Origin of the sequence: Pseudomonas sp. Z8(2022) (genome assembly GCF_025837155.1) — a bacterium.
GTDB lineage: Bacteria > Pseudomonadota > Gammaproteobacteria > Pseudomonadales > Pseudomonadaceae > Aquipseudomonas.
Map to the genome: position 1 here is coordinate 1744616 of NZ_CP107549.1, position 16111 is coordinate 1760726.

Sequence of the window (16111 nt, forward strand, 5' to 3'; positions counted from 1 at the left end):
GCCTGAGGCTGCGCTAGGTCAGGCCGGCTCGACCTCGACAGCGTTGGCTGCCTTGCTCTGTGCTTTCAGCTTGCGCATCTGCTCCACACCCCAGAGCACGCGTTCAGGGGTGGCCGGGGCGTCGATCTGCGGCTGTACCTTGTAGTCGGCCAGGCTGGCCACCGCATCCTTGAGGGCGCACCAGGCCGCGATGCCGAGCATGAACGGCGGCTCGCCGACGGCCTTGGAGTGGAACACGGTGTCTTCCGGATTCTTGCGGTTTTCCACCAGCTTCACCCGCAGGTCGATGGGCATGTCGGCAATGGCCGGAATCTTGTAGCTGGCCGGGCCGTTGGTCATCAGCTTGCCCTTGGCGTTCCACACCAACTCCTCGGTGGTCAGCCAGCCCATGCCCTGAACGAAGGCACCCTCGACCTGGCCGATGTCGATGGCCGGGTTCAGCGAGTCGCCCACGTCATGCAGGATGTCGGCGCGCAGCATGCGGTATTCGCCGGTCAGGGTATCCACCAGCACTTCCACGCAGGCCACGCCGTAGGCGTAGTAGTAGAAGGGGCGGCCGCGCGCTTGGTCCCGGTCATAGAAAATCTTCGGCGTGCGGTAGAAACCGGTAGAAGACAGCGAGACCTGACCGAAATAGGCCTTCTGGATCATCTCTTCGAACGACAGGAAGTGATCGCGCACGCGCACCTGGCCGTTGCGGAACTCCACGTCCTCCGGGGTGACCCGGTATTCGCGCACCAGGAAGTCCACCAGACGCTGCTTGATGGTTTCGGCCGCGTTCTTGGCTGCCATGCCGTTGAGGTCAGCGCCGCTGGAGGCCGCGGTGGGCGAGGTGTTGGGCACCTTGTCGGTGTTGGTGGCAGTGATCTGGATGCGCGAGATGTCCACCTGGAACACTTCAGCCACGACCTGCGCGACCTTGGTGTTGAGGCCCTGGCCCATCTCGGTGCCACCGTGGTTCAGGTGGATCGAACCGTCGGTGTAGATGTGGATCAGCGCGCCGGCCTGGTTGAGGAAGGTGGCGGTGAAACTGATGCCGAACTTCACCGGGGTCATGGCCAGGCCTTTCTTCAGCACCGGGCTTTTCTGGTTGAACTCGACGATTTCGCGGCGACGCTTGGCGTACTCGGCGCTTTCCTCGAGCTCGGCGGTCATCTCGTGGATGACGTTGTGCTCGACGGTCTGGTGGTAGTGAGTGACGTTACGCTCGGTCTTGCCGTAGTAGTTGAGCTTGCGCACCTCCAGCGGGTCCTTGCCCAGACTGCGCGCGACCGCATCCATCACTTCCTCGATGGCGACCATGCCCTGCGGGCCGCCGAAGCCGCGGTAGGCGGTGTTCGAGGCTGTGTTGGTCTTGCAACGATGGCCGTTGATGGTGGCGTTGCCGAGGAAGTAGGCGTTGTCCGAGTGGAACATGGCGCGGTCGACGATGGAGCCGGACAGGTCCGGCGAGTAGCCGCAGTTGCCGGCCAGGTCCATCTCGATACCGTGCAGCAGGCCATCGTCATCGAAGCCCACGTCGTATTCGACATAGAAGGGGTGACGCTTGCCGGTCATGCTCATGTCTTCCATGCGCGGCAGACGCATCTTGGTCGGCCGACCGGTGAGGTGCGCGATCACCGCGCACAGACAGGCCGGGCCGGCGGCCTGGGTTTCCTTGCCGCCGAAGCCGCCGCCCATGCGGCGCATGTCGATGACGATCTTGTTCATCGGCACGCCGAGCACCTCGGCGACCAGCTTCTGCACCTCGGTGGGGTTCTGTGTCGAGGTGTAGACCAGCATGCCGCCATCTTCGGTGGGCATCACCGAGGAAATCTGGGTTTCCAGGTAGAAGTGCTCCTGGCCACCGATATGCAGGGTGCCCTGCAGGCGACGCGGGGCGCTGGCCAGCTTGCTGGCCGAGTCACCGATGCGGTGGGTGTGGCTGTCGAGCACGAAGTGTTTCTTGCGGTAAGCCTCGACCACGTCGAGCACCGGCTCCAGGTCCTCGTATTCGACGATCGCGGCCATGGCCGCCTTGCGTGCGGTCTCCAGGCTGTCGGCGGCGACTGCCAGCACCACCTGGCCGACATACTCCACCTTGCCATCGGCCAGCAGCGGGTCGCCTGCGACCACCGGGCCGATGTCCAGCTGGCCCGGCACGTCATCCTTGGTGATGGCGATGGCCACGCCGGGGAACTGGTAGCAGGGGCTGGTATCGATGCGCAGGATGCGCGCGTGGGCGCGATCCGACTGGCGCGCGTAGACATGCAGCTGGTTGGGGAATTCCAGGCGGTCGTCGACATAGACAGCCTCGCCGGACACGTGCTTGTCCGCGCTCTCGTGCTTGACGCTGCGGCCGACGCCGGTGGTCATGCCGGCGCGGAACAGTTCGGCCAGCTCTTCCTGGGATTTGTGTTCGATATGACTGGACATCTTCGCCTCCAAAACTTCGCAAGCCGCCGGGCGGGCCGGCGGCGTATCAATTCACTGCACGCTTATGCGTAGGCGGTAACCCGGGTTTCGACCTCGGGCGACTGCTGCTCCAGGAAGAACTTGCGCAGCAGGTTCTGGGCAGTGAGCAGGCGGTATTCCTTGCTGGCGCGGAAATCCGACAGCGGGGTGAAGTCTTCACCCAGCGCGTCGCAGGCGCGTTCGATCACACCCGGATACCAGGCCGAGCCGACCAGAGCCGCCTCGCAGGCGCTGGCACGTTTGGGGATGGCGGCCATGCCACCGAAGGCGATGCGCGCATCGCGCACCACGCCGTCTTCGATGGTCAGGTTGAAGGCCGCGCAGACGGCGGAAATGTCGTCGTCCAGACGCTTGGAAACCTTGTAGGCGCGGAACGCCTGGTTGGCCTGCTTGCGCGGCACGATGATCTTCTCGATGAATTCGGCTTCCTGGCAGGCGGTCACCTTGTAGTCGAGGAAGTAGTCCTGCAACGGCAGAATGCGCCGCGTGTTGCCCTGACGCAGGGCGATCTGCGCGCCGAGGGCGATCAGCAGCGGTGGGGCGTCGCCGATGGGCGAGGCGTTGCCGATGTTGCCGCCCAGGGTGCCCTGGTTGCGGATTTGCAGGGAGGCAAAGCGGTGCAGCAGCTCGCCGAAGTCCGGGTATTCGTGCGACAGCGCTTCGTAGCAGTCGGACAGGGCCGCGGCAGCACCGATCTCGATGGCCTCGTCGGTCACTTCGATGCGTTTCATGTCCTCGATGTGGCCGACATAGATCATTACCGGCAGCTCGCGATGGAACTGGGTGACTTCCAGCGCCAGGTCGGTGCCGCCGGCGAGCAGGCGCGCTTCTGGGTTGGCGGTGTAGAGATCGGCCAGGTCGGCCACGGTCAGCGGCACCAGGCAGCGCTTGTCACCACTGTTGAGCTCGGCCGTCTCGCGCGGGGCGATGGACTTGAGCTTGGCCACGGTGTCAGTTTCGAAGGCGTCGAACTGATCCGGCTGCTTCTGGCAGCAGGCCTGTTCGGCTGCGTCGATGATCGGTCGATAGCCGGTGCAGCGGCACAGGTTGCCGGCCAGAGCTTCCATCGTCGCGCCCTTGTCGAAGCCGCTGGAGTTCTTCTGCAGGGCGAACAGCGACATGATGAAGCCGGGGGTGCAGAAGCCGCACTGCGAGCCGTGGCAGTCGACCATCGCCTGCTGCACGCTGTGCAGCTTGCCCTGGTGCTTGAGGTCTTCGACGGTGATCAGCTGCTTGCCATGCAGGCTGGAAACGAAGGTCAGGCAGGAATTGAGGGTGCGGTAGCGCACGCGCTCGCCATCGAGCTCGCCCACCACCACGGTGCAGGCACCGCAGTCGCCGGAGGCGCAGCCTTCCTTGGTTCCGGTTTTGCCGACATGCTCACGCAGGTAGTTGAGCACGGTGACGTTGGGGTCCAGGGCGTGCTCTGTGCGCAGCTCCCGGTTGAGTAAAAACTGGATCAAGGACGACCTCCAGGCACTTTATTGTTATGAATCGGTGGCTCGCCGGGTAATGCGCACGCGTTGCAAGGCCCGGGCGTGATTGGCTATGGAGGCAATCTAGGGTTTTCTGACTTTTGGGTCAACAAATATTTGACCCCGTGGTCAGCATGTTTTCATGCAAATTGGTTATGAAACGCCCAGGGTCCTTGCTCTGTAAACCACAGCACCGGGACGCTTGGCCCGGTCATGCCCTGTGTTACACTCATGCCCTGTTTTTCCAGCCTCCGCCCAGACCTGGCGGGGCTCTCAGACTCGACTGCCTGCCCCTGGATCGACGCACATAAGGAATGTCATGACGTTCAAGGCCCCGGACAGCCTCGCCGAGCAAATTGCCCGTTACCTGGCCGAACGCATCATTCGCGGTGAGCTCAAGGAACGTGAGCGCATCCAGGAGCAGAAGGTCACCCAGGCGCTTAATGTCAGCCGAGGCTCGGTACGCGAAGCGCTTCTGATTCTTGAACGTCGCCATCTGATCGTGATCCTGCCGCGCCGTGGCGCCCACGTCAGCGAGCTGACTGCACACCACGTCACCAGCCTTTATGCCCTGACCATCGAGCTTTACATCATGCTGGCCCGCGCGGTAATCGAGCGCTGGCAGGTGGAAACCGATCTGGCTCCCTTCCTCGACATTCAGCGCCGGCTGCAGGACAGCCTCGAGCGTGGCGATATCGACACCTTCGTCGAACTCAGCTTCGACGTGATGCGAGCAGCCTTTCCCTTCGCCGACAACCCCTATCTGCAGGAAACCCTGGAGAACCTGCTGCCGGCCATCAGCCGTACCTACCACCTGGCGCTGGAGCGGCGCAAAGGCGAGATGGGCCAGTTCATGAACACCTTCGCCAATCTGCTGCAGGCGATCATCAGCCGCGACCCGGTGCGAGCACGCGAGGTGCTGCAGGCGTATGGCGATCACAACTGCCAGCTGGTGCTGGCGACCCTGGCCGAGCGCTGAATCCAGATGCGCCTGAAAAGCATAAAACTGGCGGGCTTCAAGTCCTTCGTCGACCCGACGACGGTGAGCTTTCCCAGCAACATGGCGGCGGTGGTCGGGCCCAACGGCTGCGGCAAGTCCAACATCATCGACGCCGTACGCTGGGTGATGGGCGAGAGTTCGGCGAAGAACCTGCGCGGCGAGTCGATGACTGACGTCATCTTCAACGGCTCCAACACGCGCAAGCCGGTGACCCAGGCCTCCATCGAACTGATCTTCGACAACAGCGACAACTCGCTGGTGGGCGAGTACGCCGCCTTCGCCGAGATTTCCATCCGCCGCCGGGTCACCCGCGACGGGCAGAACACCTATTTCCTTAACGGCACCAAGTGCCGTCGCCGCGACATCACCGACATCTTCCTCGGCACCGGTCTGGGCCCGCGCAGTTACTCGATCATCGAGCAGGGCATGATCAGCAAACTGATCGAGGCCAAGCCCGAGGAGCTGCGCAACTTCATCGAGGAAGCCGCCGGCATCTCCAAGTACAAGGAGCGCCGCCGCGAGACCGAGAACCGCATCCGCCGCACCCAGGAAAACCTGGCGCGTCTGACCGACCTGCGCGAGGAGCTGGAACGCCAGCTCGAACGCCTGCACCGCCAGGCCCAGGCAGCGGAGAAGTATCAGGAATACAAGGCCGAGGAGCGGCAGCTCAAGGCGCAGCTGCTGGCCCTGCGCTGGCAGACCCTCAACCAGCAGGTCGGCAGCCGCGAACAGGTCATCGGCGATCAGGAAGTGGCTTTCGAGGCCCTGGTGGCCGAGCAGCGCAGCGCCGATGCCGCCATCGAGCGCCTGCGCGACGGCCATCACGAATTGAGCGAGCGTTTCAATCAGGTGCAGGGGCGCTTCTATTCGGTCGGTGGCGATATCGCCCGCGTCGAGCAGAGCATCCAGCACGGCCAGCAGCGTCTGCGTCAGTTGCAGGACGATTTGCGCGAGGCGGAAAAGGCGCGTCTGGAAACCGAATCGCACCTTGGCCATGACCGCACCCTGCTGGCCACCCTGGGCGAAGAGCTGGAAATGCTCCTGCCCGAGCAGGAAATGACGGCCGCTGCCGCCGAAGAGTCTGCGGCCAGTCTGGAAGAAGCCGAAGCCGCCATGCATGGCTGGCAGGAGCAGTGGGACGGATTCAACCAGCGCAGCGCCGAACCGCGCCGCCAGGCCGAGGTGCAGCAGTCGCGCATCGCCCAGCTGGAGCAGAGTCTGGAGCGTCTGGCCGAACGCCAGCGCCGTCTGAACGAAGAATTGCAGCAACTGGCGGCCGACCCGGAAGACGCCGCCATTCTCGAATTGAACGAGCAGCTGGCCGCCGGCGAGCTGGAACATGAAGCGCTGCAGTTGGCCGAAGAGCAGCAGGCCGAGCGACTGCAGCAACTGCGCGAAGAGATGCAACAAGCCGGTCAGGCCCAGCAGCAGGCGCAAGGCGAACTGCAGCGGCTGAATGGCCGTCTGGCGTCGCTGGAGGCGCTGCAACAGGCTGCGCTGGATCCGGGGCAGGGCGCCGGCGAGTGGCTGCGCGAGCAGAACCTGCTGCAGCGTCCGCGCCTGGCCGAAGGGCTGCGCGTCGAGCCGGGCTGGGAACTGGCTGTGGAAACCGTACTTGGCGCCGATCTGCAGGCCGTGCTGCTGGATGATTTCGCCGGTCTGGATTTCTCTGCGCTGGAGCAGGGCGAGCTGCGTCTGGCCAGCCCGGCTTCGGGTGGTGCCCGTCGCGCCGGCAGCCTATTGGACAAGGTCGAGTCGAACCATGACCTGTCGCCCTGGCTGGCTGCGGTACGCCCGGTGGAATCGCTGGAGCAGGCGCTGGCTGCGCGTGCGCAACTGGCCGAGGGCGAGAGCCTGATCAGTCGCGACGGTTACTGGGTCGGCCGGCATTTCCTGCGCGTGCGTCGTGCCGCCGAGTCCGAAAGTGGCGTGCTGGCCCGTGGTCAGGAGCTGGAGCGTCTGCAGCTGGAGCGCGAGGAGCGCGAAGCGGCCCTGACGCAACTGGACGAGCGCCTGCTGGGGCTGCGCGACGAACAACGTGTTCAGGAAGAGCAGCGTGAGCAGCAGCGCCGTCAGGGCCAGGAACTGGCGCGGCAACTGAGTGAGTTGAAGGCAAAGTTGTCCGCCAGCCAGGCCAGGGCCGAGCAGTTGGGCCTGCGCCGTCGTCGTCTGCAGGATGAACTGCAGGAGGCGGCCGAGCAGCGCGAGATCGAGCAGGAGCAACTGGGCGAAGCGCGTCTGCAACTGCAGGACGCATTGGACGCCATGGCCCTGGACAATGAGCAGCGCGAAAGCCTGCTGGCCAGTCGCGACGATCTGCGCGAGCGCCTCGATCGCGTGCGTCAGGAAGCCCGTCAGCACAAGGATCACGCCCACCAGCTGGCGGTGCGCGTCGGCTCGCTCAAGGCCCAGCACGACTCCACCCGCCAGGCGCTGGAGCGCCTGGAAATGCAGGCCGAACGCCTGCACGAGCGGCGCGAGCAGTTGTCGCTGAACCTGGAAGAGGGCGAGGCGCCGCTGGAGGAGCTGCGCATCAAACTTGAGGAACTGCTCGAACGGCGCATGGCGGTGGACGAGGAGCTGCGTCTGGCGCGTCTGGCGCTGGAAGATGCCGACCGCGAACTGCGTGATGCCGAGAAGCGCCGCACCCAGGCCGAGCAGCAGGCGCAGATGCTGCGCAGCCAGCTGGAACAGCAGCGCATGGACTGGCAGTCGCTCAACGTGCGGCGCAAGGCCCTGGCCGATCAGCTTGCCGAGGACAACTACGACCTGCACGGGGTGATCGCCACGCTCCCGGCCGAGGCCACGGAAAGCGCCTGGGAGGAAGAACTGGAGCGCATGGCCGCGCGTATCGCCCGTCTCGGGCCGATCAACCTGGCGGCCATCGACGAGTATCAGCAGCAGTCCGAGCGCAAACGTTATCTCGACGCGCAGGACGCCGACCTGGTCGAGGCGCTGGAAACCCTGGAGAACGTCATTCGCAAGATCGACAAGGAAACGCGCAATCGTTTCAAGGACACCTTCGATCAGATCAATGGCGGTTTGCAGGCACTCTTTCCAAAAGTTTTCGGTGGCGGCAACGCTTATTTGGAACTCACCGGCGAAGATCTACTCGATACCGGTGTAACCATCATGGCGCGGCCCCCGGGCAAGAAGAACAGCACCATTCATTTGCTCTCCGGTGGAGAGAAGGCATTGACTGCCCTGGCACTGGTGTTTTCCATCTTCCAGCTCAATCCGGCGCCGTTCTGCATGTTGGACGAAGTGGATGCACCACTCGACGATGCCAACGTCGGACGCTATGCGCGGCTGGTCAAGGAGATGTCGGCGACGGTGCAGTTCATCTATATCACCCACAACAAGATCGCCATGGAAATGGCCGATCAACTGATGGGGGTCACCATGCACGAGCCGGGCTGCTCGCGACTGGTGGCCGTGGATGTCGAGGAGGCGTTGGCGATGGTGGATGCGTGATGACAGAGCGCCGAGAGATCAACTGAATATACGCGCAACCTTATGTTGCTCCCGGTGTAAAGTTGCCTTTCGTCGTGCTAGCTTATTGCCCACTTTTGTTACACGCGGAAAAACGTCAGCTAGAACATCAGGTTGTCGCCGCGTTTTATAGTCGAGTTGTGATCCGGTTGATTGGATCTTTTTTTCACCAGAATTATTAAGGGTCAGGTATTTCATGGAATTCGGTCTGCGCGAGTGGCTGATCGTTATTGGCATCATCGTTATCGCTGGCATTCTTTTCGACGGCTGGCGCCGTATGCGCGGTGGCAAGGGCAAGCTCAAGTTCAAGCTCGACCGCAGCTTCGCCAACATGCCGGACGACGACAGCGATCCGGATCTGCTCAGCCCGCCGCGTGTGGTCAATCGCGACAACGAGCCGCAACTGGATGAAGACGACCTGCCGTCGATGAGCGCCAAGGACCTGCCGCGCCGCCCGCGTAACGAGCCGCAGCAGGGCGACCTCAACCTGGCGGTCGACGAGCCTGTACCGACCCTGCTCAACCCGGTCGATGAAGTCGAGCCGAAGGACGCGAAGAAACCTGCCAAACCAGCCGCTGATGCCGCTCCGGTGGAAGAGGTGCTGGTGATCAACGTGGTCGCCCGTGACGATTTCGGCTTCAAGGGGCCGGCGCTGTTGCAGAACATCCTCGAAAGCGGCCTGCGTTTCGGCGAGATGGACATCTTCCACCGCCATGAAAGCATGGCCGGCAACGGCGAAGTGCTGTTCTCCATGGCCAACGCGCTCAAGCCCGGCACCTTCGACCTGGACGACATCGAAGGCTTCAGCACCCGCGCGGTGAGCTTCTTCCTCAGCCTGCCCGGCCCGCGTCATCCCAAGCAGGCTTTCGACGTCATGGTCGCTGCCGCACGCAAGCTGGCCCATGAGCTGGGCGGCGAGCTGAAGGATGACCAGCGCAGCGTGATGACCGCGCAGACCATCGAACATTACCGCCAGCGCATCGTCGAATTCGAGCGCCGGCAACTGACACAGAAACGCTGACCCGTACACGAAGTCAAAAGAGAGCAGCCAAGGCTGCTCTTTTCGTTTGAGAGACCCGAGCATGACCGACGCCGCCCAACGTATTTCCGAATTGCGCAACGAACTGGATGCGCACAACTACCGTTACTACGTACTGGACGAACCGAGCGTGCCCGACGCCGAGTACGACCGACTGTTCCGTGAGCTGCAGGCGCTGGAGGCCGAGCATCCGGAACTGGTCACGCCCGAGTCGCCGACCCAGCGCGTTGGCGGTGAAGCTCTCAGCGCCTTCGGCGAGGTGCGTCATGAAGTGCCGATGCTCAGTCTGGGCAATGCCTTCGAGGAGGACGATCTGCGCGCCTTCGACCGCAGCGTGCAGAATGGCCTCGGCGTGTCGGGTGGTGATCTGTTCGGCGGCGGTGCCGAAATCGAATACAGCTGCGAACCCAAGCTCGATGGCCTGGCCGTCAGCCTGCGCTACGAGAACGGCCAGCTGGTGCGCGGCGCTACCCGCGGCGACGGCAGCACGGGCGAGGACATCACCAGCAACGTGCGCACCATCCGTAACGTGCCGCTCAAGCTGCAGGGCGAGGGCTGGCCGCAGGTACTGGAAGTGCGCGGTGAGGTGTTCATGCCCAAGGCCGGCTTCGAGGAGCTCAACGCACGCCAGGCCGAGATTGGCGGCAAGACCTTCGCCAACCCGCGCAACGCGGCTGCCGGCAGCCTGCGTCAGCTCGACCCGAAGATCACCGCCAGCCGTCCGCTGGAGTTCTGCTGCTACGGCGTCGGTCAGGTCAGTGGCGAGCTGCCGGGCACCCAGGTGGCGATGCTGCAGCAGCTCAAGGCCTGGGGCGTACCGATCAGCCGTGAACTGAAGTTGGCCAAGGGCGTGGAGGAGTGCCTGGCCTACTACCGTGATATCGGTGAGCGGCGCATGAGCCTGGCATATGACATCGATGGTGTGGTGTTCAAGGTCAACAATATCGAAGACCAGCAGCAGCTGGGTTTTCGTGCACGTACGCCGCACTGGGCCATCGCCCACAAGTTTCCCGCGCAGGAAGAACTCACCGAGCTGCTGGACGTGGAGTTCCAGGTCGGCCGTACCGGCGCCGTCACGCCCGTGGCGCGTCTGAACCCGGTCAAGGTGGCGGGCGTGATGGTGGCCAATGCCACCCTGCACAATATGGATGAAGTAGCGCGCCTGGGCGTGATGATCGGTGACACGGTGATCATCCGCCGGGCTGGTGACGTGATTCCGCAGGTGATGGCCGTGGTACCCGAGCGTCGCCCGGATAACGCGCGTCCGGTGCATATCCCCGAACATTGCCCGGTATGCGGCTCGGCGGTGGAGCGCACGCAGCTGGTCAAGCGCAGCAAGGGCAAGGAGTCGGTCAGCGAAGGTTCGGTATATCGCTGCGTCGGACGCCTGAGCTGCCAGGCGCAGCTCAAGCAGGCGATCATTCACTTCGTTTCGCGCCGCGCAATGGACATCGAGGGCCTCGGCGACAAGACCATCGAGCAACTGGTGGACGAGAAGCTGATCGCCTCGCCAGCCGACCTGTACAAGCTGACCTTCGAGCAGATCATCGGCCTGGAAGGCTTCGCCGAGGTTTCCAGCAACAAGCTGCTGGCAGCCATCGAGGCCAGCAAGCGACCGACCCTGGCGCGCTTCATCTACGCCCTCGGCATCCCCGATGTGGGTGAGGAAACCGCCAAGGTGCTGGCGCGTTCCCTGGCCTCGCTGGAGCGTGTACGCAAGGCATTGCCGCAGGTGCTGACCTATCTGCCGGACATCGGTCTGGAAGTCGCGCACGAGATCCACAGCTTTTTCGAGGATGAACACAACCAGCAGGTGATCAGTACCCTGCTCGGCGAGTGCGGCCTCGAACTGCAGGAAGAGGGCGAGCTGAGCGCCGAGTTCTCGGCCGTCGCCACGCTTGGCGGCATGCTCGACAAGTTGAACATCCCCAGCGTTGGGCCGGGCGCTGCGCAGAAGCTGGCGGAGCGATTCGGCAGCCTGGAGGGCGTGCTCGGCGGCGACTGGCTGGACATGCGCCAGGCCCTGCCGGAGAAGCAGGCCAGGGCTGTACGCGAGTTCTTCGACAACGCGGGCAATGCCCAGCTTGCGCGTGCCATCGAACAGCAGCTGCTTGAGTTCGGCATGCACTGGGAATGTGAGAAGAAGGTGGCCGAGGGTCTGCCACTGGCCGGTCAGACCTGGGTGCTGACCGGCACCCTTGAGGTGATGAGCCGTGATGTGGCCAAGGGCAAGCTGGAAAGCCTGGGGGCCAAGGTGGCCGGTTCGGTTTCGGCCAAGACCCACTGCGTAGTGGCCGGTCCGGGGGCCGGCTCGAAGCTGGCCAAGGCCAGCGAGCTGGGGGTCAGGGTGCTGGATGAAGCGCAGTTCCTCGACCTGCTCAAAAGCTACGGAATCGAGGCGTAGCGAGCAGAGCCGCTCCTGCACGCCAAGGCGAGAACACGCCAAGGCGAGAACACGCCAAACCGGGTAGGCGCGGCTTCAGCCGCGAAAGGGCGTTGCGGATAGGATCGGGGCTACGATCTGGGCGTTGATACCCGGTGCGCGCGGCCCCCGCAGCCCCTCCGATCCTCAGCCGGCGAAGCGCTGATCCAGATAGGTGATGATCGCCTTGGACTCGTACAGCCAAGTACTCTGGCCGTTTTCCTCAATACGCAGGCACGGCACCTTGATGCGGCCACCATGCTGCTCCAGAGCCTGGCGATGCTCAGCGTCGTTCCTGGCATCGCGCAGCTGTACCGGCAGGTTGAGACGGTGCAGGGTGCGCCGAACCTTGACGCAGAACGGGCAGGCGTGGAACTGGTACAACGCCAGAGCGGCCGTGGCTCGCTCGACCTCGGCCTGCGCCTCGGGGCTGCGCTTGAGCTTGCGCGGGCGGCTGATCCAGTCGGCGAACACGACGAGCTGGCCCAGGCCTATACGAAGGGCTTTGAGCAACATCTTCTCTTACTCCTGAAATGCCGACGGCCGTTCACCGAAGTGAGCGGCCGTCGTCTTGAGAGGGATCAGCGGACCAGATTGAGGAATTCGCCGCGGGTTGCCGGGTTGGTGCGGAATTCGCCGAGCATCACCGAGGTGACCATGGAGGAGTTCTGCTTCTCCACGCCGCGCATCATCATGCACATGTGCTGCGCTTCGATGACCACCGCCACACCCAGGGCGCCGGTGACCTGCTCGACCGCTTCGGCGATCTGCCGGCTGAGGTTTTCCTGAATCTGCAGGCGGCGGGCATACATGTCGACGATGCGCGCGACCTTGGACAGGCCCAGTACCTTGCCATTGGGGATGTAGGCAACATGGGCCTTGCCGATGAAGGGCAGCAGGTGATGCTCGCACAGCGAGTACAGCTCGATGTTCTTGACCAGCACCATCTCGCTGTTGTCGCTGCTGAACAGCGCGCCGTTGGTGACTTCTTCCAGTGTCTGCTGGTAGCCGCGGCAAAGGTACTGCATGGCTTTGGCAGCGCGCTTGGGCGTGTCCAGCAGACCTTCGCGGGAAACGTCTTCGCCGAGCTGGCCGAGGATGGCGGTGTAGTGTTGTTCCAGGGACATGGAAAATCCTGTTGGGTATCGAAGGGCGCAGAGTAGGGCGCCATTATGGGCCTGACAAGAGTAGCGGGCGTCAGCGCGCGTCTGGTTACTCGTCGCGACCATCCATCATGGTGCGCTTGAGAATGATGTACACCGCGCCGGTACCACCGTGTTTGGCCAGGCACGAGCTGAAGCCCAGTACCTGCGGGTGCTGGCGCAGCCAGGTGTTGACGTGGCTCTTGATCATCGGCTTGCGCCCGTCCATGCGTACCGCCTTGCCATGGGTGACGCGCACGCAGCGAACTTCCAGCCTGGTGGCTTCGGCGAGAAACTCCCACAGCGTATCGCGCGCCTTTTCGACGCTCATGCCGTGCAGGTCGAGGCTGCCATCGAAGGGGATCTGGCCGAGCTTGAGCTTGCGCATCTGCCCTTCCTGCATGCCGTTGGCGGCCCAGTACAGGGCATCCTCGGCACCGACGTCGATGACGAACTGATCGGACAGACCATCCACCTTGATTTCGCCCTGGCTGGTGGTCGCAGCCTGACGCAGGGTGTTGAACTGCTTGCGATCGGGTTTGGGTTTGCCGGTGTCGGCGCGGTCGTGCTTGAGCGGTTTTACGCCGCGTAGCTCGGCCTGAAACAGGGACAGGTCGTCGTCTTGCATCGGAGGCTCCACGAAACAGGCGCGTATTTTATGGCCTAGCCTGCCTCTGGGCCACCATTGCGCGACGTTGAGCGGAGAGTCGTGCGCCTTATGCTGGCGTTCTCTGTCGATCAGTCGCGCTTTTTCATCAGTGAAGGCGACAGGCTCAGATCGCTGGGGCGGCGCAGGCGCCTGCGGCAGCGGCGCCAGAAGGCGATGCCGGCCCATAGCAGGAACAGGCCGAGCAGCAGCAGGACGATGGCCTCGCCAGTGGAGTCGTTGAGCGTGCCCAGCACTGGTGCACGACCCGCTAGCGAGGCGACTCCGGCCATCGACAGGAGAATACCGAAGGCGGCCAGCAGCGCGCCCAGCCCGGCACCGATGCGCAGGCGCCAGTGTTTAGGCTGGCGCGGGCGCAGACGGCGTGCGTCGAAATCGTCGGACAGCTTCATTCCGATTTCCTTTGGGTTATCGGCGGTATGACCGACTGCTTCTGTCAGGGTTCCGTAGGGTTGGCGAGACCTGCGACAGGTTTCACACCAGCGACTTGGCGGTCGGTACCAGGGTGGCGAAGTTGTCGCCCAGAGCGATCATCTCGATGCGGTGGACCTCGGCGGCGGGGATCACGCTGCCATCCGGTGCGGGCAGGTCGCGCGTGGCACAGGCGGTGTCGACCAGGGTGCAACGATATCCGTAGTCCTTGGCCGCGCGTACGGTGGTGCTGACGCTGGAGTGAGTCATGAAACCGCAGACGATCAGATCGAGATGGCCCTGTGCCTGCAAACGATCATGCAGCTCGGTGCCGGCGAAGGCATTGGGCAGGCGTTTCTCCACCACGATTTCGCCGGCCAGAGGTGCAGCTTCCGGCAGATGACGGCCGCGCGGACCGCTGGGATCGAGCAGGCCGCCAGGTATGCCAAGGTGCTTGACGTGAACGATGCTGGTGCCGGCAGCACGGGCTGCGGCCAGCAAACTGGCGATCTCCGCCAGTGCCGGATCCAGGCCGGGAAGTGCCAGTACGCCGCTGCGGTACTCCTCCTGGGCATCGATGATCAGCAAAGTCGCATTGCTCAGGCTGGCCGGTGCGTGGCCACGACCGGTGAGCTGGAACATGGTTTGCGGAAGGGACATCTCGGGCTCCTGGCTGATGGTGATGATGTGCCATTGTCCGCTGGCCAGAGCGGTCTGTGAACCTCTATCTGCGCCTATGCTTGCTCAGGGCATTGTGCGGGAGCAGAATCGGAACTGCCCTGAAGGAGTCGGGGTCGTATGCAAAAGGAGGTGCCATGTCACTTTTTTCGCAGTTGTCCCCGCATTTCTGGCTTTTGTTCTCCATCGCCGTGTCCGTCGCGGTGCTGCGCGAGCTGCGGCGTCCCGATGAGGACGCATCGCGCAAGAAATCCAATGGTTCATGAGCGCTCGTCAACCGTCGTTCATGCGCTGGCTACCCGCGCTGGGCTAAACTCCCGCACTTTTCATACGGAGGCTGCCCTTGACCGCTCTCTCTACCCGTTTACGCACCTTGCGTGATTACATCCGTTGGGCCGTCAGCCGTTTTCAGGCCGAGCAGCTGTTTTTCGGTCATGGCACCGACAACGCCTGGGACGAGGCGCGTCAGCTGGTGCTCGGGGCGTTGCATCTGCCCTGGGAAATGTCCGATGCCTATCTCGATTGTCGTCTCGAGGACGACGAACACGCTCATCTGCAGGCGTTGCTCAAGCGCCGCATCGAAGAGCGTGTGCCGACCGCCTACCTGCTCGGTGAGGCCTGGTTCTGCGGCCTGCCGTTTGTGGTCGACGAGCGTGTGCTGGTGCCGCGTTCGCCGATCGCCGAGCTGATCGACCGGCACTTCTCACCCTGGCTGCCTGGCGAGCCTGCACGCATTCTCGATCTGTGCACCGGTTCCGGCTGTATCGGTATCGCTTGCGCCTATGAGTTTCCCGAGGCGGAAGTGGTATTGGCCGACCTGTCGTTCGATGCACTGGAGGTTGCCAACCTCAATATCGAGCGTCATGGCCTGGAGGAGCGCGTCTACTGCGTGCAAGGCGATGGTTTTGCCGAATTGCCGGGGCAGCGTTTCGATCTGATCGTCTCCAACCCGCCTTATGTCGACGCCGAGGATTTCGCGGATATGCCGGCCGAATACCAGCATGAGCCTGCGATGGGTCTGGCCTGCGGCAATGACGGTCTGGACCTGGTGCGGCGCATGCTGGCCGAAGCGGCCGATCACCTGACCGAGCATGGCGTGCTGATCGTCGAAGTGGGTAACAGCCAGGTACACGTCGAGGCGCTGTACCCGGAAGTGGACTTCACCTGGCTGGACTTCCAGCGCGGCGGGCACGGTGTATTCCTGCTGGCAGCCAAACAATGTCGCGAGCATCAGCAGCTGTTTCGTTCGCGTATTAACGGTTGATTCGCCGGTGCCGTTAGGTCGTGTAGGCCGTCAGTAGAGGCTGTTTACGATCTTTCGAGCTAGAGCG

Annotated in this window: 13 protein-coding genes; 6 read left to right on the forward strand and 7 right to left on the reverse strand. The window is 63.4% G+C overall.

From position 1 onward, the window contains the following. Positions 1–18: 18 nt before the first annotated feature. Both xdhB and xdhA read right to left on the reverse strand, forming a co-directional pair. The gene (gene xdhB, locus OEG79_RS08300; protein ID WP_264148295.1) at positions 19–2415 is read right to left on the reverse strand and encodes a xanthine dehydrogenase molybdopterin binding subunit; all 2397 of its coding nucleotides are present in this window, start codon (positions 2413–2415) and stop codon (positions 19–21) included. Positions 2416–2477: 62 nt separating this feature from the next. Continuing rightward, positions 2478–3917 (reverse strand): xanthine dehydrogenase small subunit, encoded by a 1440-nt coding sequence (xdhA, locus tag OEG79_RS08305; protein ID WP_264148296.1) that lies wholly within the window; start codon positions 3915–3917, stop codon positions 2478–2480. A 331-nt stretch (positions 3918–4248) separates the two neighbouring features. Here xdhA and OEG79_RS08310 point away from each other — a divergent pair, with 331 nt between their 5' ends. From OEG79_RS08310 to ligA, 4 genes are all read left to right on the forward strand, one after another. Further along, complete coding sequence (locus OEG79_RS08310; RefSeq protein WP_264148297.1) at positions 4249–4908, forward strand: GntR family transcriptional regulator; 660 nt, start codon at positions 4249–4251, stop codon at positions 4906–4908. A 6-nt stretch (positions 4909–4914) separates the two neighbouring features. Beyond that, the gene (gene smc / locus OEG79_RS08315) at positions 4915–8403 is read left to right on the forward strand and encodes a chromosome segregation protein SMC (protein ID WP_264148298.1); all 3489 of its coding nucleotides are present in this window, start codon (positions 4915–4917) and stop codon (positions 8401–8403) included. 214 nt (positions 8404–8617) lie between these two features. After that, complete coding sequence (zipA, locus tag OEG79_RS08320; RefSeq protein ID WP_264148299.1) at positions 8618–9442, forward strand: cell division protein ZipA; 825 nt, start codon at positions 8618–8620, stop codon at positions 9440–9442. A 61-nt stretch (positions 9443–9503) separates the two neighbouring features. Continuing rightward, positions 9504–11864 carry an NAD-dependent DNA ligase LigA gene (ligA, locus tag OEG79_RS08325; protein ID WP_264148300.1) on the forward strand — a complete coding sequence of 787 codons (2361 nt, stop codon included), beginning with the start codon at positions 9504–9506 and terminating at the stop codon, positions 11862–11864. Between the two features lie 165 nt (positions 11865–12029). Here the strand turns inward: ligA and OEG79_RS08330 are convergent, their stop codons facing one another. The 5 genes from OEG79_RS08330 to OEG79_RS08350 all read right to left on the reverse strand — a co-directional run bounded on the left by OEG79_RS08330 (position 12030) and on the right by OEG79_RS08350 (position 14762). Next, a complete protein-coding gene (locus OEG79_RS08330; RefSeq protein WP_264148301.1) occupies positions 12030–12398 on the reverse strand; it encodes a glutaredoxin family protein in 369 nt (122 codons plus the stop codon). Positions 12399–12463: 65 nt separating this feature from the next. Next, the gene (folE, locus tag OEG79_RS08335; protein ID WP_013715062.1) at positions 12464–13009 is read right to left on the reverse strand and encodes a GTP cyclohydrolase I FolE; all 546 of its coding nucleotides are present in this window, start codon (positions 13007–13009) and stop codon (positions 12464–12466) included. 85 nt (positions 13010–13094) lie between these two features. Further along, positions 13095–13652, reverse strand: coding sequence for a Smr/MutS family protein (locus tag OEG79_RS08340; protein WP_264148302.1), 558 nt, complete (start codon positions 13650–13652; stop codon positions 13095–13097). Positions 13653–13762: 110 nt separating this feature from the next. Then, the gene (locus OEG79_RS08345) at positions 13763–14083 is read right to left on the reverse strand and encodes a hypothetical protein (RefSeq protein ID WP_264148303.1); all 321 of its coding nucleotides are present in this window, start codon (positions 14081–14083) and stop codon (positions 13763–13765) included. An 82-nt stretch (positions 14084–14165) separates the two neighbouring features. Further along, positions 14166–14762, reverse strand: coding sequence for a cysteine hydrolase family protein (locus OEG79_RS08350; protein ID WP_264148304.1), 597 nt, complete (start codon positions 14760–14762; stop codon positions 14166–14168). Between the two features lie 155 nt (positions 14763–14917). Here OEG79_RS08350 and OEG79_RS08355 point away from each other — a divergent pair, with 155 nt between their 5' ends. Together OEG79_RS08355 and prmB are read left to right on the forward strand one after the other, a co-directional pair. Then, complete coding sequence (locus OEG79_RS08355; RefSeq protein ID WP_264148305.1) at positions 14918–15046, forward strand: hypothetical protein; 129 nt, start codon at positions 14918–14920, stop codon at positions 15044–15046. A gap of 77 nt (positions 15047–15123) precedes the next feature. Continuing rightward, on the forward strand, positions 15124–16044 hold the full coding sequence (gene prmB / locus OEG79_RS08360) for a 50S ribosomal protein L3 N(5)-glutamine methyltransferase (protein ID WP_264148306.1): 921 nt from the start codon (positions 15124–15126) through the stop codon (positions 16042–16044). The last annotated feature ends 67 nt before the right edge of the window (positions 16045–16111 follow it).

Excerpts from the sequence above, each read along its gene's own strand:
- ligA (WP_264148300.1), top strand. The coding sequence starts at position 9,504 with ATGACCGACGCCGCCCAACGTATTTCCGAATTGCGCAACGAACTGGAT.
- OEG79_RS08355 (WP_264148305.1), top strand. The coding sequence starts at position 14,918 with ATGTCACTTTTTTCGCAGTTGTCCCCGCATTTCTGGCTTTTGTTCTCC.
- xdhB (WP_264148295.1), bottom strand. The coding sequence starts at position 2,415 with ATGTCCAGTCATATCGAACACAAATCCCAGGAAGAGCTGGCCGAACTG.
- zipA (WP_264148299.1), top strand. The coding sequence starts at position 8,618 with ATGGAATTCGGTCTGCGCGAGTGGCTGATCGTTATTGGCATCATCGTT.
- OEG79_RS08345 (WP_264148303.1), bottom strand. The coding sequence starts at position 14,083 with ATGAAGCTGTCCGACGATTTCGACGCACGCCGTCTGCGCCCGCGCCAG.
- smc (WP_264148298.1), top strand. The coding sequence starts at position 4,915 with ATGCGCCTGAAAAGCATAAAACTGGCGGGCTTCAAGTCCTTCGTCGAC.
- OEG79_RS08350 (WP_264148304.1), bottom strand. The coding sequence starts at position 14,762 with ATGTCCCTTCCGCAAACCATGTTCCAGCTCACCGGTCGTGGCCACGCA.
- OEG79_RS08340 (WP_264148302.1), bottom strand. The coding sequence starts at position 13,652 with ATGCAAGACGACGACCTGTCCCTGTTTCAGGCCGAGCTACGCGGCGTA.
- OEG79_RS08330 (WP_264148301.1), bottom strand. The coding sequence starts at position 12,398 with ATGTTGCTCAAAGCCCTTCGTATAGGCCTGGGCCAGCTCGTCGTGTTC.
- folE (WP_013715062.1), bottom strand. The coding sequence starts at position 13,009 with ATGTCCCTGGAACAACACTACACCGCCATCCTCGGCCAGCTCGGCGAA.
- OEG79_RS08310 (WP_264148297.1), top strand. The coding sequence starts at position 4,249 with ATGACGTTCAAGGCCCCGGACAGCCTCGCCGAGCAAATTGCCCGTTAC.